Source organism: Janthinobacterium sp. GW821-FHT03C10 (assembly GCF_059420865.1).
Map to the genome: position 1 here is coordinate 253440 of NZ_JBWKUN010000008.1, position 19110 is coordinate 272549.

Below are 19110 nucleotides of genomic sequence, written 5' to 3' on the forward strand. Positions count from 1 at the left end.
AGCTCTGTGAAGCATAAAGTAAACAATATCCACTTTGTCGGCATTGGCGGCAGCGGCATGAGCGGCATCGCCGAAGTGCTGGTCAACCTCGGCTACAAGGTGTCGGGCTCCGACCTGGGCAGCAATGCGGCGACGCAGCGCCTGGCGAGCCTGGGCGCAACCGTCATGCTCGGCCACGCGGCCGAGAACATCGGCGACGCCGATGCGGTGGTGACGTCGGGCGCCGTCCCGCAAGACAATCCCGAAGTGGCGGCCGCGCGCGCGCGCAAGATACCGCTGGTGCCGCGCGCCGTGATGCTGGGCGAGTTGATGCGCCTGAAACGCGGCATCGCCATCGCCGGCACGCACGGCAAGACGACGACCACCAGCCTGGTCGCTTCCGTGCTGGCGCAGGGCGGCCTCGATCCGACTTTCGTCATCGGCGGACGCCTGACCAGCGCCGGCGCGAACGCCAAGCTGGGCTCGGGCGACTATCTGGTGGCCGAAGCCGATGAATCGGACGCCTCGTTCCTGAACCTGACGCCGATGATCGAAGTGATCACGAATATCGACGCCGATCACATGGACACCTACGAGCACGATTTCGAAAAGCTCAAGCAGGCCTTCGTGCAGTTCACGCACCGCTTGCCGTTCTATGGCCGCGCCATGCTGTGCATCGACGATCCGCACGTGCGCGCCATCATCCCGTCCGTCACCAAGCCCGTCACCACCTACGGTTTCGCGGAAGACGCGCAGGTGCGCGCCATCAACGCGCGCGCCGTGGGCCTGGAAATGCATTTCACCGTGCTGCAGGAAGGCTATCCCGATTTGGACGTGGTGCTGAATCAGCCCGGCATGCACAATGTGCAGAATGCCTGCTCGGCGATCGCCATCGCGCGCGAAATCGGCATCGCCGACAGCGCCACGCAGCAAGGCCTGGCGGAGTTTTCCGGCGTGGGCCGCCGCTTTACCCGCTATGGCGACGTGGCGCTGCCGAACGGCGGCAGCTTCGCGCTGGTCGACGATTTCGGCCATCATCCGGTGGAAACGGAAGTGACCCTGGCCGCCGCGCGCGCCGCCTATCCGGGCCGCCGCCTGGTGCTGGCTTTCCAGCCGCACCGCTACAGCCGCACGCGCGACCTGTTCGAGGATTTCGTCAAGGTATTGGGTGCGCCCGACGTCTTGCTCTTGTCCGAAGTGTATGCGGCGGGCGAAGCGCCTATCGTCGCCGCCGACGGCCGCGCACTGGCGCATGCGCTGCGCGCACGCGGCAAGATCGAACCGATCTTCGTCGAGTCCATGACGGACATGGCCGATACCATCATGAGCGTGGCGCGCGACGGCGACGTCGTGCTGACCATGGGCGCGGGCTCCATCAGCGGCATCCCGCAACAACTGACAACGTATCCATCCAACACTGTAAAGGCCTGACGTGAACCAAGCTTCAGCTATCGACGTAAAACAATTGGGCAAGGTCGGCGTCCTGTTCGGCGGCCGTTCGGCCGAGCGCGAAGTGTCGCTGATGTCCGGCGCGGGCGTGCTGGCCGCGTTGAAAAGCCATGGCGTGGATGCGCATGGCTTCGACACGGGCGAACGCAGCCTGGCCGAACTGGCCGCTGAGAAGTTTGACCGCGTCTTCATCGCGCTGCACGGCCGCTTCGGCGAAGACGGCAGCCTGCAGGGCGCGCTGGAACAGCTGGGCATCCCGTACACGGGCAGCGGCGTGATGGCCTGCTCGGTGGGCATGGACAAGGTCTATACCAAGATGATCTGGCTGATGCACGAGCTGCCGACGCCGAAGTACGCGGTGCTGGACGACAGCTCCGACCTGGCCAAGGTGGCCGCGCAACTGGGCTTGCCGCTGATCGTCAAGCCGCCGCATGAGGGTTCGAGCATCGGCATCACGACGGTCAACGAAGCGTCGGCCTTCCAGGCAGCCTACGACATCGCCGCCGGTCTCGATGATTCGGTGCTGGCCGAGGAATTCATCAAGGGCCGCGAGTTCACCGTCGCGATCCTGGGCAAGGGCGCCGCGGCGCGCGCGCTGCCGCCGATTGAAATCGTCGCGCCGCAAGGCAATTACGATTACCAGAACAAGTACTTCACGGACGATACGCAGTATTTCTGCCCGCCGCAGCTGGACCCGGCGATCATCGCCGAGATGGAACGCATCGCCCTGGCGGCATACCGCGCCCTCGGCTGCGAAGGCTGGGGACGGGTCGATGTGCTGATGCGCGCGGCCGACAGCAAGCTGTTTTTGCTGGAAGTGAATACCTCGCCAGGCATGACCGGTCACTCGCTCGTGCCGATGGCGGCGCGCGCGGAAGGCACCAGCTATGAAGACCTGTGCCTGGAAATCGTTGCCGGCGCAAGCCTGAAAATGCACAAGGGACAGCGCTGATATGTGGCATGACGCTAAAAGCCTCAATACGACTGCCAACGGCTTGCTGGCCGCGGTGCTGGTCGTGTGCGTGGCCGCCGGCGTCTGGTGGGTGTCGCAGCGTCCCATGTTCGACCTGCGCACGATCAAGGTGGAAAGCGCGGACGACAAGGGCCTGCGCCATGTGAATTACCTGACCCTGCGCAGCGGCACCCTGGGCCGCATCAAGGGCAATTTCTTCACGACCAACCTGGAAAGCGTGCGCGGCGTGTTCGAATCGGTGCCCTGGGTACGCCGCGCCAGCGTACGGCGCGAGTGGCCGAACCAGCTGATCGTGGCGCTGGAAGAACATGAAGCACTGGGCACCTGGGGCGAGGATGGACGCCTGCTGTCGGCCAAGGGCGACGTGTTTACGGCCAATGTGGCCGAAGCCGAAGACGACCATGAATTGCCTGCGTTTGCCGGCCCCGATGGCAGTGAAAAGGAAGTACTGGCCACCTATGTGCAGCTGGCAAAGTGGTTTGCGCCGCTGAAGATGGTGCCTGAATCGCTGTCGCTGTCGAGCCGCTATGCGTGGACGGTGAAACTGGATAACGGCATGAGCGTGGCGCTGGGGCGCGAGCAGAATCATACGACCCTGAAGGCGCGGGTGGACCGGCTGGTGGGCATCTACCCGCAGCTGGCGAGCCGGCTGGAGAATATCGACACGATCGATATGCGCTACCAGAATGGCCTGGCGCTCAGTTCCGCCGGCCTGGTGATACCGGCCGAAGGCAAGGATGGCAAGCCAGTGATGAAGAAGAAAAACAGTAGTCCGATTAAAAAACCGACTTAACCCAATAATCTTAATTTATAGCCCATACAGTAGGCGACAGAAATGACAAAAGACGCGAAAAACCTGATCGTCGGCCTCGACATCGGCACCTCGAAAGTGGTGGCGGTCGTAGCCGAAGTGATGTCCGACGGGCGCCACGAAGTGATCGGGCTGGGCCAGCACGAATCGAAGGGCCTGAAAAAAGGCGTGGTGGTCAATATCGAGGCCACGGTGGAGTCCATCCAGCGCGCGCTGGAAGAGGCCGAGCTGATGGCCGATTGCAAGATCCGCAATGTGTACGCGGGCATTGCGGGCAGCCATATCCGCAGCTTCAATTCCAGCGGCATGGTGGCCATCAAGGACAAGGAAGTGACGGCGACCGACGTGGCGCGCGTCATCGAGACGGCAAAAGCGGTTAACATTCCGACCGATCAGCAATTGCTGCACACGGTGCCGCAGGAGTTCATCGTCGACAGCCAGGAAGATGTGCGCGAGCCTATCGGCATGAGCGGCATCCGCCTGGAGGTGAAGGTGCATATCGTCACCGGCGCCGTGTCGGCGGTGCAGAACATCGTCAAGTGCGTGCGCCGCTGCGGCCTGGAAGTGTCGGACCTGATCCTGCAGCCGATGGCCTCGGCCGATGCGGTGCTCACGCCCGACGAGAAGGAACTGGGCGTGGTGCTGATCGACATCGGCGGCGGCACGACCGATGTGGCGGTATTCTCCGATGGCGCGATCCGCCATACGGCCGTCATTCCCATCGCCGGCGACCAGATCACCAACGACATCGCCATGGCCTTGCGTACCCCGACCGCGGAAGCGGAAGAAATCAAGATCCGCTATGGCGTGGCCAAGCAGGTCCTGGCCGATCCCGGCGAATCGCTGGAAGTGCCGGGCCTGGGCGACCGCGGCCCGCGCAATCTGTCGCGTCAGGCGCTGGCGGCAGTGATCGAGCCGAGGGTCGAGGAGCTGTTCGCGATGGTGCACCAGGTGGTGCGCGAATCCGGCTATGAAGGCGTGCTGTCGTCGGGCATCGTGCTCACGGGCGGCACCTCCATCATGCCCGGCATGGTGGAAATGGCGGAAGACATCTTCCTGAAACCGGCGCGCCTGGGCACGCCCGAGTATCGGGGCCAGCTGGCCGACGTGGTGCGCAGTCCGCGCTATGCCACGGTATTGGGCCTGCTGCTGGAAGCGAAGAAGCAATACCTGCGCGGCCACATCGTGACGCGTCAGGACGGCTCGGTGAAGGCAGTCTGGCAGCGCATGAAGGAATGGTTTTTAGGGAATTTTTAAGGGCGTATTTCAGGCCCGGCAGGTCAGGCTTTTTGGCAGCATCGCAGGTACACACATAACTTTATTTTATATTTAACCGCAGTTTTCAATCTCCAGTTCTCCTACCAATATGAGGCCTGGCGCTTGGAAACCGCATCTGATAGGAGCACATCATGGAGTTCGATATGGTCGATAACACAGCTTTAGGTACCGTCATCAAGGTCGTCGGCGTCGGCGGTGCGGGTGGCAATGCAGTCCAACACATGATCAACAAAGGCATGTCGGGCGTGGAGTTCATTGCCGCCAACACCGACGCACAGGCCCTGTCGACATCGAAGGCCCACAACATCATCCAGATCGGCGATACGGGTCTGGGCGCCGGCATGAAGCCTGCCGTCGGCCGCCAGCTGGCGGAAGAATCGCGCACGCGCATCGCCGATTCGCTGCGCGGCGCGCACATGGTCTTCATCGCCGCCGGCATGGGCGGCGGCACGGGCACGGGCGCCGCTCCTATCGTGGCCGAAGTGGCCAAGGAACTGGGCGCGCTGACGGTGGCCGTGGTCTCCAAGCCATTCTCGTACGAAGGCCAGAAGTGCATGGACATCGCCGACGAAGGCCTGGAGCAGCTGTCCCTGCACGTCGATTCGCTGATCATCATCCTCAATGAAAAACTGGAAGAGATCTACGAAGACGAAAGCATGCTGGAATGGATGCAGCACGCCGATGATGTGCTCAACAACGCGGTGGCCGGCATTGCCGAGATCATCAACGTGCCTGGCCATATCAACGTCGACTTCAACGACGTGAAAACCATCATGGGCGAGCAGGGCAAGGCCATGATGGGCACGGCGACGGCTTCCGGCGTCGACCGCGCGCGCATCGCCGCCGAACAGGCTGTCGCTTCGCCGCTGCTGGACGGTATTGATCTCTCCGGCGCGCGCGGCGTGCTGGTCAACGTCACGGCCAGCCGTGGCTTGAAAGGTAAGGAGATCAAGGAAGTCATGGCCGCCGTGCGCGCGTTTGCCGCGCCGGACGCGTCGATCGCGCAAGGTATCGCCTACGACGATGCCATGGGCGACGACATCCGCGTCACCGTGGTGGCCACGGGCCTGGGGCGCGCCAAGAAAAACATCCAGCTGGTACCGCAGCAAGTGCTGCGTACCGGCACCCACAACGGCCCGCTGACCCCGTCGGCTGCCATGGGTAGCGCGCAAGCGGCGGCGACGACGGTTGGCGTGGCTACGCCGGCAGCCGGTTTCGACGGCATGAAGGCACCAGCCGTATGGCGCCGCGAATCGGCTTCGGAGCAAGTGCGCGCGATGGAAAAGAATGGCATGGAGACCTACGACATTCCAGCGTTCCTGCGCAAGCAAGCAGATTAAGGTGATCTGATGTCAGTAGCGATGACGGCGGCCTGAGGGTCGCCGTTTTTTTTGCCGTTTTTTGACTTTTGGCTTTGCCTTTCCGCCCACTTTCTGCACAAATACGGCAAGTCAGGCATACTATCGCGCAGTGTCGGCATCACGCCGGCAGCATCCTCAACCGACAGCACACAAGGAGTCAACATGACCATCAAGATCGGCGACACCCTGCCAGAAGGCACCCTGGCCGAATTCATCGAAAGCGAAACCGAAGGTTGCGCACTGGGTCCGAACACGTTCAACGTGCAAGACCTGGTCAAGGGCAAGAAGATCGCCATCTTCGGCCTGCCAGGCGCCTACACCCCGACCTGCTCCGCACAGCACGTGCCAGGCTACGTCAAGCACGCCGCCGACCTGAAAGCTGCGGGCGTCGATGAAATCTGGTGCATCTCCGTCAACGACGCGTTCGTGATGGGCGCCTGGGGCCGCGACCAGAAAGCCACCGGCGTCGTACGCATGATGGCTGACGGCAACGCCGCCTACAGCAAGGCCCTGGGCCTGGACGCCGATTTCTCCAAGTTCGGTATGGGCACGCGCTCGCAGCGCTACTCGATGCTGGTCGACAATGGCGTCGTGACGCAATTGAACGTCGAGCAGGGCGGCAAGTTTGAAGTGTCGAATGCGGAAACCTTGCTGGGCCAGCTGGCTTAAGCAGATCGCAGGTCGGCGTAGGTCGGCTTAGCGCAGCGTAAGCCGACGTGCGGCGTGCGCATCACGTTTGCTCTGGCATTGTTGGATTACGCGCTGCGCGCTAATCCAACCTACGCAATAAAAACGGCGCCATCGGCGCCGTTTTTTTATTGCACCTGCGGTTTTATCGCCTCGAACATGGCCGCATCGATGCTGAACGAATAATCGTCCTGCAGCGCGAAATACTGGCGCGCCTCCTCTGGCGCGCCATCGAACAGGTTACGGATGGCCGCCACTCTTTCGTTCGGCGTGCGCATGCGCGCCACCCACTCGTCGAACTGCATCGTCAGTTTCCACACGCTGCGCAAGCTGTGCGTAAAGCCCGCGTTGTCGAACTTGGCGCCCCATTCGCAGGTGCGGTAGTCGCGCACATGCGAGGCGTCGCGCAGCATTTCCACCGCCTGCAAGGTGCTGTCGTACAGCGCCGTCTTGGGCGCCACGATATCGACCACCAATAACGTGCCGTTCGGGCGCAGCACGCGCCACGCTTCGGCCAGGGCGCCCGCCACGTCGTTCCAGTGGTGCGCGGAAAAGCGCGTGACGACCATGTCGAAGCTGGCGTCGGCAAACGGCAGGCGCGCCACGTCGCCCTGTTGCGTGCGGATATTGTGCAAGCCGCGCTGCGCCCTGGCGTGGTCGACCACGTCGAGCATGGGCTGCGCCAGGTCGTAGGCGACGACGGATGCTGCCACGGGAGCGACGGCGAAGCTGGCGTGGCCGGCGCCGCAGCCCAGGTCCAGCACGGCCGGCTGGCCGTGGCGGCGCGCGCATTCCTGCATCAGCACCAGGTCGGCGCCTTGCGCGTGGACCGCGCTGCTCAGGTAGGCATGGGCCGTCTTGCCAAACTGTTCGGTAACGACATCGTGCTGCTGCATGGTTTTCTCCTGTGGATGGGTGAGTTCCTGCAGAATAGGGATAAAATTATCCTGTAACAAGACCATAACTTATACTGGTATATCTACTACCATGCATTTGTGCCATGTCGAACAAGCTCGCTGAATTCATCCGCGTCCGGCGCGAAGCCGTCACCCCCGCCATGGCTGGCTTGCCCGGCGGCGGACGCCGGCGCACGCCGGGTTTGCGGCGCGAGGAACTGGCGCAATTGTGCGACGTCAGTCCCACGTGGCTGACGTGGCTGGAGCAGGGGCGGCCCGTGTCGGCGTCGGCCAAGATGCTGGCCCGTCTGGCGCAGGTGCTGCAATTGAGCGCGGCCGAGCGCGCCTATCTGTTCGAGGTGGCCGACAAGCATGACCCCAGCCATGGCACAGGCGAGGGCGCTGGGCCTGCCAGCGCCGAGCTGGCCGCCATCGTCGCCGCCATCGGCGCGCCCGCGTACATCCTCGACCGCGAATGGAACGCCGTGGCGTGGAACGGAGCGGCGTCCGCCTTGTTCACGGGCTGGCTGCATGGCGACGGGGACGCGCCGAACCAGCTGCGCTTCATGTTCCTGGAACCTGGCGCGCGCGACCTGATCGTCGGCTGGCCCGAGCGGGCGCAGCGGCTGGTGGCGGAGTTTCGCGCCGATATCGGCCGCCAGGCGGACCAGGCGCCGCTGGCCGGGCTGATCGCGGAGCTGGCCGGCGCCAGCCCTGAATTTCGCCAGTGGTGGGGCGCGCAGCAGGTGCAGGGCCGCGACGGGGGCTTGCGCCGCTTCCAGCATGCGCACCAGGGCGCGCTCAGCTTCAACCAGGTCACCCTGCACCTGGCGCGCCAGCATGAATTGAAACTGGTGATGCTGTTGCCTGTGTCATAAGGTAAAACAGCCGCGCTTGCTATAATCTGGTTGACCGCCTGGCCCGGCCTTTCCAGACCATGCTGTCCTGGCTCCGGCCGTCGCCATGATGACGGTCCCGCTCTTTCGCCAGGAGTCTGTCCTGATATCCCGCAATCCCAACCTGCGCAGCATCTATGTGATGCTGGTCGCCGTCGCCATGTTTTCCCTGATGGACACGGCCATGAAGCTGTTGTCCGTCCATTATCCGCCCATGCAGGTGACGGCCTTGCGCGCCCTGTCGTCCTTGCCGCTCGTCTGCCTGTACCTGCTGTACCGTGGCGCCTTCAAGAATGTGCTGAAGGTGCGCTGGCCCCTGCACTTGCTGCGCGGCGCGCTGGGCGTGCTGATGATTACCCTGTTCGCCTACGGCTTGAAGCGCATGTCGCTGGCCGAGACGTATGCGCTGTTCTTCGTTGCGCCCTTGCTGATCACGGTGTTGTCGGTTTTTATCTTGAAGGAAAAAGTCGACGTCGCACGCTGGTGCGCCATCGTCGTGGGTCTCTTGGGCGTGCTGGTGGCGCTGCGCCCCGACGGTACCGGCTTCTTTTCGCTGGCCGGGCTGGCCGTGCTGGGCTCGGCCGCCTGCTACGCCATTTCTGCCGTCACGGGCCGCATCCTGAGCCGCACGGATGCCAGCGAAAGCATGGTCTTCTGGCTGATGGTGATGATGGCCCTCGGCGGCGTGGCCCTGTCGGCGCATGAATGGGTGGGCATCCGCCGCGAAGACTGGTGGCTGCTGGCCGGTTTGTCGCTGAGCGGCTTTCTGGGCCAGCTGGCCATCACGGAGGCATTTCGTTTTGGCAAAGCGTCCAGCGTGGCGCCGTTCGAATACTCGGCCCTGGCCTGGGGCATGGCCCTGGACTGGATGCTGTGGCGCGCCTTGCCCGACGAATACACCTTGATCGGCGCGGCCATCATCATCGGCAGCGGCATTTACCTGGTGCGGCGCGAAGCCGTGCACGCGGAAAGCGAACATCCGTGAGGAGCGGTTGTGGTATTTCTGGCGTGGGCCATGCCGCGCCGCAACGAAAATCCGGCAAATAGATATAATCGACAGATGTTAAAACAACGCACCATCAAACAACAGGTCCGCACCATCGGTGTCGGTTTGCACTCTGGCACCAAGGTCGAACTGACCTTGCGTCCCGCCGCGATCGACACGGGCATCGTGTTTCGCCGCATCGACCTCGATCCCATCGTGGAGTTTCCCGCCAGCGCCATGGCCGTGGGCGATACGCGCATGGCTTCCGTACTGATCAAGGACGGCGCCAGGGTTTCCACGGTGGAACATCTGATGTCGGCCGCGGCCGGCCTGGGCATCGATAATATGGTGATCGACGTGAATGCGGAAGAAATTCCCATCATGGATGGTTCCGCCTCGTCCTTCGTCTACCTGCTGCAGCAAGCGGGGGTGGAAGAGCAGCAGGCGCCGAAGAAATTCATCAAGGTCGTCAAGCCCGTGGAAGTGCGTCAAGGCAAGGGAGACGCGGAAAAATGGGCGCGCTTGTCGCCGTACGACGGCTTCAAGCTCGATTTCTTCATCGAATTCAATCACCCGGCCGTTGATGGCACGATGCAGCGCGCCTCGGTGGACTTTGGCGACGTGTCCTATGTGCACGACGTGGCGCGCGCGCGCACCTTCGGTTTCATGCAGGACGTGGAAAGCTTGCGCGGCATGGGCCTGGCGCGAGGCGGTTCGCTGGAAAACGCCATCGTCATGGACGAGTACCGCATCCTCAACGCCGACGGCTTGCGCTACGAAGACGAGTTCGTGCGCCACAAGATCCTCGACGCCATCGGCGACCTGTACCTGGTGGGCCATCCCTTGCTCGCCTACTACACGGCGCACAAGTCGGGCCACGCGCTGAACAACCAGCTGCTGCTGGCGCTGCTGGAGCAGCCTGATGCGTATGAAATCGTCTCGTTCGCCACGAACGAGGCGGCGCCGCAGTCGTATCTCCGGCAAATGGAGCGCGAGTGGTCGTTGACGTAGGTCGGATTAGGCCGCAGGCCGTAATCCGACAACCCCGCAGGCGCCAACAATGTTGTCGGATTACGGCCCGAAGGGCCTAATCCGACCTACGTGCTGCCGCCTGGCGTTGCTAATCTTTAGGTTCGCGGTGGTGGCGGACCATATTGCGCAGCGCCGCGATCAATTGCTCGTTCTGCTTCGACGCAGGCAGGGCCGTGCTCAGTTCTTCCAGAGCCGACATGGCCTTTTCCGGCAAGACCAGCGCCCGCGTATGCACGATGGGCGCGATGCTCTTGATGACTTGCACTTTCAGCTTGATGCCTGCAATCTGCCAGCCCTTTCTTTCCAGTTCTCCTTGTAACTTCGGCAATTGCTGCTTGAGCTTGGCCGCCAGCGCCGCGTTCGGCGTGGCCAGCACCAGTTGGCCGCCTTCGAATTGCAGGATGTCGCAATGCTCGAACATCGCCGGCAAGGCTCTGGCGCAATCTTTTTGCAGGGCGGCCAGGCGCGTGACGGTGGGCATCAGGGAAGCCATCGTGGCGTTGCCGCGCAGAAAATCGGTTGCGCCCGTCGCGGCCGGGCCGGAACGGGCGAAGCCGTAGCCGCGGCGCGGTGCCGGAGAATAAGTGGGAGTTCGCATGGCCGAAACATAGCACACTCGCCCGCGCATGACGAGTGCGGCGGCGGGTGCGGTGCAGGCGGGCGGGCCGCATTGCCTTACAGTATGGGAAATGTCCGCAATTTCTGCCATTTGTTTGTCATTAAGCTATTGTTATATGGTGCATTACCCCAACCTTGGCGGGAACGCATGATAAAATCATCGTCTTTTGCCATAGTCGAACTCCGTGCGGTCACGCGATTGTTACCTCGCTGTCAGCTACCGAGCTTTTTTTAACGGCGTTTTTTCAAGAATTCAAGCATGTCATTACTGACCCAGATTTTCGGTAGCCGCAACCAGCGGCTGCTCAAGCAATACCAAAAAACGGTACGCGAGATCAATGCGCTCGAGCCGGCCATCGAAAAGCTGTCGGATGCCGAGCTGCAAGCGAAGACGCCTGCCTTCAAGGAACGCATCGCCGCCGGCGAATCGCTCGATGCCTTGTTGCCGGAAGCGTTTGCCGTTTGCCGCGAGGCCAGCAAGCGCGTCCTGCGCATGCGCCATTTCGACGTGCAGATGATCGGCGGCATGGTTTTGCATTTCGGCAAGATCGCGGAGATGGGCACGGGCGAGGGCAAGACCCTGATGGCAACCTTGCCAGCCTACCTGAATGCCCTGTCGGGCAAGGGCGTGCATATCGTCACCGTCAATGATTACCTGGCGCAGCGCGATGCCGAGACCATGGGCCGCCTGTATGCGTGGCTGGGTCTGTCGACGGGGGTGAACATGTCGCAGATGGAGCACAGTGCCAAGCAGCAGGCATACAGCTCGGACATTACCTACGGCACGAATAATGAATTCGGTTTCGACTTCTTGCGCGACAACATGGTCTACGAAGCGCGCGAGCGCGTGCAGCGCAGCCTGAACTTCGGCATCGTCGATGAAGTCGACTCGATCCTGATCGATGAAGCGCGTACGCCGCTGATCATTTCCGGCCAGGCCGAGAACCACACGGACCTGTATCACAAGATCAATGCAGTGCCTGCGCGCCTGACCTTGCAGATCGGCGAAGAAACGCCGGACGGCAAGGGCAAGGTGGAAGTGCCGGGCGACTACACCAAGGATGAAAAGGCGCACCAGGTGCTGCTGACGGAAGCGGGCCATGAAAAGGCCGAAGGCATCCTGATGGAAATGGGCCTGCTGCCGGAAGGCGCGTCGCTGTACGATTCGGCCAACATCACCCTCGTGCACCACCTGTATGCGGCCTTGCGCGCGCATGCGCTGTACTTCAAGGATCAGCACTATGTGGTGCAGAACAATGAAGTGGTGATCGTCGATGAATTCACGGGCCGCCTGATGACGGGCCGCCGCTGGTCCGATGGCTTGCACCAGGCCGTCGAAGCGAAGGAAGGCGTCAAGATCCAGAACGAGAACCAGACCCTGGCCTCGATCACCTTCCAGAACTACTTCCGCATGTACGCCAAGCTGGCAGGCATGACCGGCACGGCCGATACGGAAGCGTACGAATTCCAGGAAATCTACGGCTTGGAAACGGTCGTGATTCCGCAAAACCGTCCATTGCAGCGCAAGGACCGCCAGGATCAGGTCTACAAATCCTCGGCGGAAAAATACAACGCGATGTTGAACGACATCCGCGACTGCTACGAGCGCGGCCAGCCCGTGCTGGTGGGCACGACCTCGATCGAGAACTCGGAACTGCTGTCGGGCATCCTGACCAAGGCCGGTTTGCCGCACAACGTGCTGAACGCGAAGCAGCATGCGCGCGAAGCGGAAATCATCGCCCAGGCAGGCCGTCCGAAAGCCATCACCATCGCCACCAACATGGCCGGCCGCGGTACCGACATCGTGTTGGGCGGCAACGTCGAAAACCAGATCAAGTTCATCGAAGCCAATGCTGAGCTGAGCGACGCCGACAAGGCAGCCCAGTCGCAGACCTTGCGCGATGAATGGCAGTCGCTGCACGACCACGTGGTCAATGCGGGCGGCTTGCACATCATCGGCACCGAACGCCACGAATCGCGCCGCGTCGACAATCAGTTGCGTGGCCGTGCCGGCCGCCAGGGTGATCCGGGTTCCTCGCGCTTCTACCTGTCGCTCGACGACGCGCTGCTGCGCATCTTCGCCGGCGACCGCGTGCGCGCCGTGATGGACCGTTTGAAAATGCCGGAAGGTGAACCGATCGAGGCAGGCATCGTCTCGCGTTCGATCGAATCGGCCCAGCGCAAGGTCGAAGCGCGCAACTTCGACATCCGCAAGCAATTGCTGGAATACGATGACGTCGCCAACGATCAACGCAAGGTCATCTACCAGCAGCGTAACGAGCTGCTGGAAACGACCGATATTTCCGAGATGATCGGCTCGCTGCGCCACGGCGTGTTCACCGACCTGGTGCACGAATACGTGCCGCGCGAATCGGTGGAAGAGCAATGGGATATCAAGGGCCTGGAAAACACCCTGGCCAGCGAATGGCAGCTCGACCTGCCGCTGCAGCAAATGCTGGAAGCCGATGCGACCCTGACGGACGAAGAGATCCTGGAAAAAGTGCTGGCCGCGGCCGATGCCGTGTACCAGTCGAAGATCGATATCGTCGGCAAGGAATCGTTTGGCGGCTTCGAGCGCAATGTCATGCTGCAAAGCGTGGACAGCCACTGGCGCGAACACCTGGCGGCGCTCGATCACCTGCGCCAGGGTATTCACCTGCGCGGTTATGCGCAGAAGAATCCGAAACAGGAATACAAGCGCGAAGCGTTTGAACTGTTTGGCCAGATGCTCGACATGATCAAGAACGACGTTACGAAACACGTGATGACGGTACGCATCCAATCGCGCGAAGAAGTCGATGCGGCCGAACAGGCGATGCAGCAGTCGCACGTGGAAAACGTGCACTACCAGCACGCCGAATTCGACCCGAACGCGGCGCCGGAAGAGCTGCTGGCGCCTACGGCCGGCGGCAACATGGACAACGTCGACGACATGAGCGTGAGCATGGGCGTCAAAGTGGGCCGCAACGATCCATGCCCTTGCGGCAGCGGCAAGAAGTACAAGGCTTGCCACGGCAAGCTCGCTTAAGCGCGGTTTGTCAGCGTGAACAAAAAACGGAGACCGCGGTCTCCGTTTTTTTATGTCCGCAATACTGGGCTTGGCCCCTGCTCAGGGAAAGGCCCAGTATTGCGGCGCCTGCGAGGGAATGCCTTTCAAGCCGCCGCGGTTCCTGGCCCGTTGCCCCGTCTTGATCATGGTGGCGATATCGGTCAGCAGGACGCGGTTGCTGGCGAAGTAATCGTGGCCCATGAAATTCATGATGACGGCCGAGGCATCGACGAGTTCCATGCCGGGGATGCTGACGACGGGGCCGCGGATGTCGCCTATCCTGTCCCAGTCGGCAAAATTGTAGGAGGCGCGGATGGCCTTGTCGTTCGCGGACGCGTACAGGGTGGCGGGAAGCTTGAGGCTGGCAAAACGGGGAGCGATCTGCTCGCGGAAGATATCGGCATTGATGTCCGGCGCCGCCAGCACCACCTGCTTGAACAGGGGCCGCAGCTCGGGGCGCTTTTCCAGCAGGCTGGCCAGGGCCACGGTCATCGGGCGGTTGCCCATGCTGTGGGCGATGATGTAGATATCGGTGGCGGAAGAGTGCTCGGCGAAGTCGGCCAGGAAGGCCTGCAGGTGCGCCTGCGTCCATTCGGCGGCGTTTTCATCGAACTCATAGCCTGCAAACGTGCCTTTCGACGGCCAGCTGTAGAACACGGGCAGGGCGCCGATATCGAGGTCGACCGCCATCTGCGCCGTGCGCCGGGCCGCGTCGTCAAACGAGTTGCTGTAGCCGTGGATGTAGATGAAGGCGGCGCGCCGTTCCGGGGCGCCCTGTATCCTGGCCTTGACGGTGGCGAGAAAATCCGCGCGCGACAGGCGCGTGCTTGCCTTGATCAGCACATATTTTTGCGCATTGTCGCCGGACAGGATGGCGTACCAGGGCGGCAACGGCAGCTCGCCCGGCGCTCTTTTCTCCGGGATGCTCACCACGACGCTGCCATAGCTCAGGTAGGGCGCCACGCGGTTGGGCTGCCAGCCATAATTGTGGCTGCCGGGCTGGTATTTCCGGTCGGTGGCGTAATACACGGTGACGTGCGTGGCGCCGGGGGGCGGCGCATCGTTGTCGGATCTCGGCGTGCCGGCGCTGCCCGTGCTGCCGACCAGATTGCCGCGGTTGCCGAGCAGGCCGCCTATGCCCGACCATGCATTGCTCCACGGACTGGCAGGCGATGGCGGCGGTACCGCGGCTGGCGGTGGAACTTCAGCCGCAGGCGGCGCTTCGGATGCCTGTTCGGTGGCGTGGATGCTGTCGCCATCCGCGGGGCCGCGCGGCACCGTACAGGCTGTCAACCAGGCCAGCAGGCAAAGCAGGGATAGGCGGCGCAACAGGCACGACAGGCCTGAAGCGCTGCGCTGCATCCGGTTTGACTGACCCTGCGCCATGACATCCTTCCCTGGGCGGTGCGATTGCAAGACGCGCCTTCGTCCATTCCCATACCTTAGCGCCGCCAGGCGGCATGGTTCTGATAAATCGCAAGCCTGGCCGCGCCACCGGCCCCTATCGGCGCCGCCGTGGCCAGCGCGACTATTCACTTGCTGCATGTTCACCCGCGCCGCGAAGGCGCTACAATAGCGCTTCCCTTTTCCCTCGCAGAAGAAATCACCATGGCCGTCAATTCTCCCAAGCCCGTCGCCGCCGACCTGAAAGCCGTCGCCGGCATTGAAATCGGTGTTGCCGAAGCCGGCATCAAGAAACCCAACCGCAAGGATTTGCTGGTATTGAAACTGGCGCCGACGGCCACCGTGGCCGGCGTGTTTACCCTGAACCGCTTCTGCGCCGCGCCCGTGCAAATCTCGAAGGCCAACCTGGCCGCCGTGACGGCCGGCGCCGCGCCGATCCGCGCGCTGCTGGTCAATACGGGCAACGCGAATGCAGGCACGGGCGAATCGGGCCTGGCCGATGCACAGGCCAGCTGCGCTGCGCTGGCCGAGCTGCTGGGCTGCACGCCGCAGCAAATCCTGCCGTTTTCCACCGGCGTGATCCTGGAACCGCTGCCCGTGCAACGCCTGGTCGCCGGCCTGCCGCAAGCCGTGGCCGCGCTGACCTCGGATAACTGGTTCTCGGCCGCCGAAGCCATCATGACCACCGACACGCAGCCGAAAGCCGGTTCGCGCACGGTCACCATCGGTGGCCACACGGTGACCCTGACGGGCATCAGCAAGGGCGCCGGCATGATCAAGCCGAACATGGCCACCATGCTGGGCTTCCTCGCGTTCGACGCCACCGTGGCCCAGCCCGTGCTGGACCAGCTGGTGAAACAGGCGGCCGACAAATCGTTCAACTGCATCACCATCGACGGCGACACGTCCACCAATGACTCGTTCATGCTGGTGGCCACGGGCGCCGGCAGCCTGGTCATCGATTCGACCGATTCGCCGCACTATGCGGAACTGGCCGCCGCCGTGACCGAGCTGTCCACTTTTCTCGCGCAAGCCATCGTGCGCGACGGCGAAGGCGCCACCAAGTTCATGACGGTGACCGTGGAAGACGGCCGCAACGTGGAAGAGTGCCGCAAGATCGCCTATTCCATCGCCCATTCGCCGCTGGTGAAAACCGCTTTTTTTGCCTCCGACCCGAACCTGGGCCGCATCCTGGCCGCCATCGGCTATGCGGGCGTGGACGACCTGGACGTGGGTCAATTGAATTTGTACCTGGACGACGTGTGGGTGGCGAAGAACGGCGGCCGCAACCCCGATTACCAGGAGCAGGATGGCCAGCGCGTGATGCAGCAAAGCGAAATCACCATCCGCGTCAAGCTGGCGCGCGGCGACGCCACGGCCACCCTGTGGACGTGCGACCTGTCGCATGACTACGTGTCGATCAACGCCGACTACCGCTCATGACCGGCCTCGATCAATTCCTGATCCGCGCCGAGCGGGTACTGGCGCGCCTGGAGTCGATCTTGCCGCCGGCCTTGCCGGCGACCGACTGGAACAGCTTTGCCTTCCGCTGGCGCCGGCGCCAGGGCGCCGCCAGCCATCTGCAGGCGGTGGCGCACGTGTCGTCCATCGCTTTGGATGACTTGCACAACATCGGCACGCAAAAAGCGCAGATCGAGCAGAACACACGCCAGTTCGTGAGTAACCGTCCGGCCAACAACGTGCTGCTGACGGGCGCGCGCGGCACGGGCAAGTCCTCGCTGATCAAGGCATGCCTGAACCAGTTTGCGGATCAGGGCCTGCGCCTGATCGAAGTGGACAAGGCGGACCTGGCCGACTTGCCCGACATCGTCGACCTGGTGGCGGCGCGCCCCGAGCGCTTCATCATCTTTTGCGACGACCTGTCGTTCGAAGAGGGAGAAAGCGGCTACAAGGCGCTGAAAGTGGCGCTCGACGGCAGCATCGCCGCGCAATCGGACAATGTGCTGATCTATGCCACTTCGAACCGCCGTCACCTGATGCCCGAACGCATGTCGGACAACACCAGCTACAAGACGGACGACGATGGCGATTTGCATCCGGGCGAGACGGTGGAAGAAAAAATCTCGCTGTCCGAGCGCTTCGGCCTGTGGCTGTCGTTCTACCCGTTCAAGCAGGATGACTACCTCGATATCGCGGAGCACTGGCTCGCTTCGTTCGGCTGCACGCCGGAGCAGATCGCGCAAGCGCGCGGCGACGCCCTGCGCTGGGCCTTGCAGCGCGGTTCCCGTTCGGGCCGGGTGGCGTGGCAATTTGCGCGCGATTATGCTGGGAAACTACCTGCGGGAAAGTTGCCGCAATGAGCGAGGTGAAAGTGACACCGGTCGATGTGGCCGTCGGCATCCTGATGAAGCCAAATGGCGACGTGCTGCTGGGCCAGCGCCCGGCCGGCAAGCCGTATGACGGCTATTGGGAATTTCCTGGCGGTAAAGTCGAACCGGGCGAAGCCATTTTGGACGCCTTGAAACGCGAGTTTGTCGAGGAGCTGGGTTTATACATCGACAGTGCCGAGGCCTGGTGCGGCGTCGAATATGTATATCCGCACGCCCATGTGCGCCTGCATTTCTATATCAGCCGCGAATGGCGGGGCGAGCCGCAAAGCCTGGAAGGGCAGGCGTTCGCCTGGCAAGGCACGGTCGGCGTGGAACCCTTGCTGCCGGCCACCATTCCCCTGCTGGAATGGCTTGATGAGGTACGCCAGGAATCCCTGGCCACCTGAGTTCGATTTGTGCCAGCATGCAGCCCGTGCGCTGCGCTGGCGCAAACCAGTGTTGTCCTTCCCTTGTATTGCCGGTGTTTTGCGTTAGAGTGCTCTCATGACGCACTGGGGAATTCGCATGCCGCTGACCCTGACCTTCACCGATACCGATGAACTGCTGCTCGCGGCGCTGCACAAGCGTGCTCGCGCGCATGGGCGCAGCATTGAGGAAGAGCACCGCGACATCCTGCGCAGCGCCTTGCGGCCGTTGCCGAAACGGCCGCTCGACGATATTTTGCGCGGCATGCCCGATGTGGGGGGCGATGGGGACTTCGAGCGCCGCTCCTGAGCCGCCATGGGCGCCTATCTGGTCGATACGGATGTGATCGTTGCTGCACGCAAAGGGACAGGTGCACCGGCGGGCATTGCCGCTTTCTTCGAGCGGGTGGCGCCCGAGGCGCGCTACTTACCGGTACAGGTGATCGCGCAATTGCGCGCAGGCATACAGTGCAGCTGGCGGCGTGAAGCGCCCCTGGAAGCGTTGGCCCTGGAAGGCTGGCTGGAAGCGCTGCTGGCCGATTATGCTGCGCGGCTGCTGGACTTCGACCTCGATTGCGCGCTCGTCTGTGCCCGTTTGCAGGGCCGTGGCGCCGTACAGGGTGTGGACACGCAGATCGCGGCGATGGGCATCGCCTATGGCTTGACGGTGGTCAGCGGCAGGCTCGACAGTTTCGCGGCGCAGGGGCTGCGCCTGGAAAATCCATTCAAATGAAGCTTACTGCGGCTTGTTGTCTTCATCTGCCAGGGGATCTTCAAACGGATCGGCGGCGGGGATCGTATATTTCTCTTCCGCCCAGGCGCCCAGGTCGATCTGCTTGCAGCGTTCCGAGCAGAAGGGGCGGAATTTGTTGGCTTCAGTCCATTCGACTTTGGCGGCACAGGTAGGGCAGTTAACGACGGTCATGATGGGGCAAAT

19 protein-coding genes are annotated in these 19110 nt (G+C 62.7%); 15 read left to right on the plus strand and 4 right to left on the minus strand.

The annotated features are described in order from the left end of the window. Nucleotides 1–6: 6 nt before the first annotated feature. From murC to AC07VH_RS24850, 6 genes are all read left to right on the plus strand, one after another. A complete protein-coding gene (gene murC / locus AC07VH_RS24825) occupies nt 7–1410 on the plus strand; it encodes a UDP-N-acetylmuramate--L-alanine ligase (protein WP_475413894.1) in 1404 nt (467 codons plus the stop codon). Nucleotide 1411: 1 nt separating this feature from the next. Further along, nucleotides 1412–2380, plus strand: a complete 969-nt coding sequence (locus AC07VH_RS24830; protein ID WP_489628826.1) for a D-alanine--D-alanine ligase — start codon at nt 1412–1414, stop codon at nt 2378–2380. Between the two features lies 1 nt (nt 2381). Beyond that, nucleotides 2382–3194: a cell division protein FtsQ/DivIB gene (locus AC07VH_RS24835; protein ID WP_494788601.1), complete on the plus strand. Its 813-nt coding sequence runs from the start codon at nt 2382–2384 to the stop codon at nt 3192–3194. A gap of 42 nt (nt 3195–3236) precedes the next feature. Beyond that, complete coding sequence (gene ftsA / locus AC07VH_RS24840) at nt 3237–4469, plus strand: cell division protein FtsA (RefSeq protein WP_010394955.1); 1233 nt, start codon at nt 3237–3239, stop codon at nt 4467–4469. A 152-nt stretch (nt 4470–4621) separates the two neighbouring features. After that, a complete protein-coding gene (gene ftsZ / locus AC07VH_RS24845; RefSeq protein WP_092717088.1) occupies nt 4622–5830 on the plus strand; it encodes a cell division protein FtsZ in 1209 nt (402 codons plus the stop codon). A gap of 183 nt (nt 5831–6013) precedes the next feature. Next, nucleotides 6014–6520, plus strand: a complete 507-nt coding sequence (locus AC07VH_RS24850) for a peroxiredoxin (protein ID WP_494788602.1) — start codon at nt 6014–6016, stop codon at nt 6518–6520. A gap of 146 nt (nt 6521–6666) precedes the next feature. Here AC07VH_RS24850 and AC07VH_RS24855 read toward each other — a convergent pair whose 3' ends face one another. Continuing rightward, nucleotides 6667–7434 (minus strand): class I SAM-dependent methyltransferase, encoded by a 768-nt coding sequence (locus tag AC07VH_RS24855; protein WP_494788603.1) that lies wholly within the window; start codon nt 7432–7434, stop codon nt 6667–6669. A gap of 104 nt (nt 7435–7538) precedes the next feature. On the opposite strand from AC07VH_RS24855, the gene AC07VH_RS24860 reads away from it, so the two are divergent. The 3 genes from AC07VH_RS24860 (at nt 7539) to lpxC (ending at nt 10326) form a co-directional block, all read left to right on the plus strand. Further along, a complete protein-coding gene (locus AC07VH_RS24860; protein WP_494788604.1) occupies nt 7539–8312 on the plus strand; it encodes a helix-turn-helix transcriptional regulator in 774 nt (257 codons plus the stop codon). Nucleotides 8313–8472: 160 nt separating this feature from the next. After that, nucleotides 8473–9315, plus strand: coding sequence for a DMT family transporter (locus AC07VH_RS24865; RefSeq protein ID WP_494788631.1), 843 nt, complete (start codon nt 8473–8475; stop codon nt 9313–9315). 75 nt (nt 9316–9390) lie between these two features. Further along, nucleotides 9391–10326, plus strand: a complete 936-nt coding sequence (lpxC, locus tag AC07VH_RS24870) for a UDP-3-O-acyl-N-acetylglucosamine deacetylase (RefSeq protein ID WP_494788605.1) — start codon at nt 9391–9393, stop codon at nt 10324–10326. A gap of 109 nt (nt 10327–10435) precedes the next feature. Here the strand turns inward: lpxC and AC07VH_RS24875 are convergent, their stop codons facing one another. Further along, nucleotides 10436–10945, minus strand: coding sequence for a DciA family protein (locus AC07VH_RS24875; protein ID WP_475413902.1), 510 nt, complete (start codon nt 10943–10945; stop codon nt 10436–10438). Nucleotides 10946–11224: 279 nt separating this feature from the next. Between AC07VH_RS24875 and secA the strand changes: the two genes are divergently transcribed. After that, complete coding sequence (secA, locus tag AC07VH_RS24880) at nt 11225–13993, plus strand: preprotein translocase subunit SecA (RefSeq protein ID WP_494788606.1); 2769 nt, start codon at nt 11225–11227, stop codon at nt 13991–13993. Nucleotides 13994–14074: 81 nt separating this feature from the next. On the opposite strand, the gene AC07VH_RS24885 is transcribed toward secA, so the two are convergent. Next, entirely contained in the window at nt 14075–15292 is a 1218-nt protein-coding gene (locus tag AC07VH_RS24885; RefSeq protein ID WP_494788607.1) for an alpha/beta hydrolase, read from the minus strand. Nucleotides 15293–15622: 330 nt separating this feature from the next. Between AC07VH_RS24885 and argJ the strand changes: the two genes are divergently transcribed. The 5 genes from argJ to AC07VH_RS24910 all read left to right on the plus strand — a co-directional run bounded on the left by argJ (nt 15623) and on the right by AC07VH_RS24910 (nt 18906). After that, nucleotides 15623–16861: a bifunctional glutamate N-acetyltransferase/amino-acid acetyltransferase ArgJ gene (gene argJ / locus AC07VH_RS24890; RefSeq protein ID WP_494788608.1), complete on the plus strand. Its 1239-nt coding sequence runs from the start codon at nt 15623–15625 to the stop codon at nt 16859–16861. Next, entirely contained in the window at nt 16858–17739 is an 882-nt protein-coding gene (locus AC07VH_RS24895; RefSeq protein ID WP_494788609.1) for an ATP-binding protein, read from the plus strand. Before argJ ends, AC07VH_RS24895 begins: the two co-directional genes overlap by 4 nt. Continuing rightward, nucleotides 17736–18155: an NUDIX domain-containing protein gene (locus AC07VH_RS24900; protein ID WP_475413907.1), complete on the plus strand. Its 420-nt coding sequence runs from the start codon at nt 17736–17738 to the stop codon at nt 18153–18155. Before AC07VH_RS24895 ends, AC07VH_RS24900 begins: the two co-directional genes overlap by 4 nt. A 118-nt stretch (nt 18156–18273) precedes the next feature. After that, nucleotides 18274–18483, plus strand: a complete 210-nt coding sequence (locus tag AC07VH_RS24905) for a FitA-like ribbon-helix-helix domain-containing protein (RefSeq protein WP_475413908.1) — start codon at nt 18274–18276, stop codon at nt 18481–18483. A 6-nt stretch (nt 18484–18489) separates the two neighbouring features. Further along, entirely contained in the window at nt 18490–18906 is a 417-nt protein-coding gene (locus AC07VH_RS24910; protein WP_475413909.1) for a PIN domain-containing protein, read from the plus strand. A 3-nt stretch (nt 18907–18909) separates the two neighbouring features. Here the strand turns inward: AC07VH_RS24910 and yacG are convergent, their stop codons facing one another. Further along, entirely contained in the window at nt 18910–19101 is a 192-nt protein-coding gene (gene yacG, locus AC07VH_RS24915) for a DNA gyrase inhibitor YacG (protein WP_034748814.1), read from the minus strand. Nucleotides 19102–19110: the final 9 nt, after the last annotated feature.

Bases quoted from the DNA above. Each gene is read 5' to 3' on its own strand.
- AC07VH_RS24835 (WP_494788601.1), top strand. From the start codon at position 2,382: ATGTGGCATGACGCTAAAAGCCTCAATACGACTGCCAACGGCTTGCTG.
- ftsA (WP_010394955.1), top strand. From the start codon at position 3,237: ATGACAAAAGACGCGAAAAACCTGATCGTCGGCCTCGACATCGGCACC.
- ftsZ (WP_092717088.1), top strand. From the start codon at position 4,622: ATGGAGTTCGATATGGTCGATAACACAGCTTTAGGTACCGTCATCAAG.
- AC07VH_RS24850 (WP_494788602.1), top strand. From the start codon at position 6,014: ATGACCATCAAGATCGGCGACACCCTGCCAGAAGGCACCCTGGCCGAA.
- AC07VH_RS24855 (WP_494788603.1), bottom strand. From the start codon at position 7,434: ATGCAGCAGCACGATGTCGTTACCGAACAGTTTGGCAAGACGGCCCAT.
- AC07VH_RS24860 (WP_494788604.1), top strand. From the start codon at position 7,539: ATGTCGAACAAGCTCGCTGAATTCATCCGCGTCCGGCGCGAAGCCGTC.
- AC07VH_RS24865 (WP_494788631.1), top strand. From the start codon at position 8,473: ATGCTGGTCGCCGTCGCCATGTTTTCCCTGATGGACACGGCCATGAAG.
- lpxC (WP_494788605.1), top strand. From the start codon at position 9,391: ATGTTAAAACAACGCACCATCAAACAACAGGTCCGCACCATCGGTGTC.
- AC07VH_RS24875 (WP_475413902.1), bottom strand. From the start codon at position 10,945: ATGCGAACTCCCACTTATTCTCCGGCACCGCGCCGCGGCTACGGCTTC.
- secA (WP_494788606.1), top strand. From the start codon at position 11,225: ATGTCATTACTGACCCAGATTTTCGGTAGCCGCAACCAGCGGCTGCTC.
- argJ (WP_494788608.1), top strand. From the start codon at position 15,623: ATGGCCGTCAATTCTCCCAAGCCCGTCGCCGCCGACCTGAAAGCCGTC.
- AC07VH_RS24895 (WP_494788609.1), top strand. From the start codon at position 16,858: ATGACCGGCCTCGATCAATTCCTGATCCGCGCCGAGCGGGTACTGGCG.
- AC07VH_RS24900 (WP_475413907.1), top strand. From the start codon at position 17,736: ATGAGCGAGGTGAAAGTGACACCGGTCGATGTGGCCGTCGGCATCCTG.
- AC07VH_RS24905 (WP_475413908.1), top strand. From the start codon at position 18,274: ATGCCGCTGACCCTGACCTTCACCGATACCGATGAACTGCTGCTCGCG.
- AC07VH_RS24910 (WP_475413909.1), top strand. From the start codon at position 18,490: ATGGGCGCCTATCTGGTCGATACGGATGTGATCGTTGCTGCACGCAAA.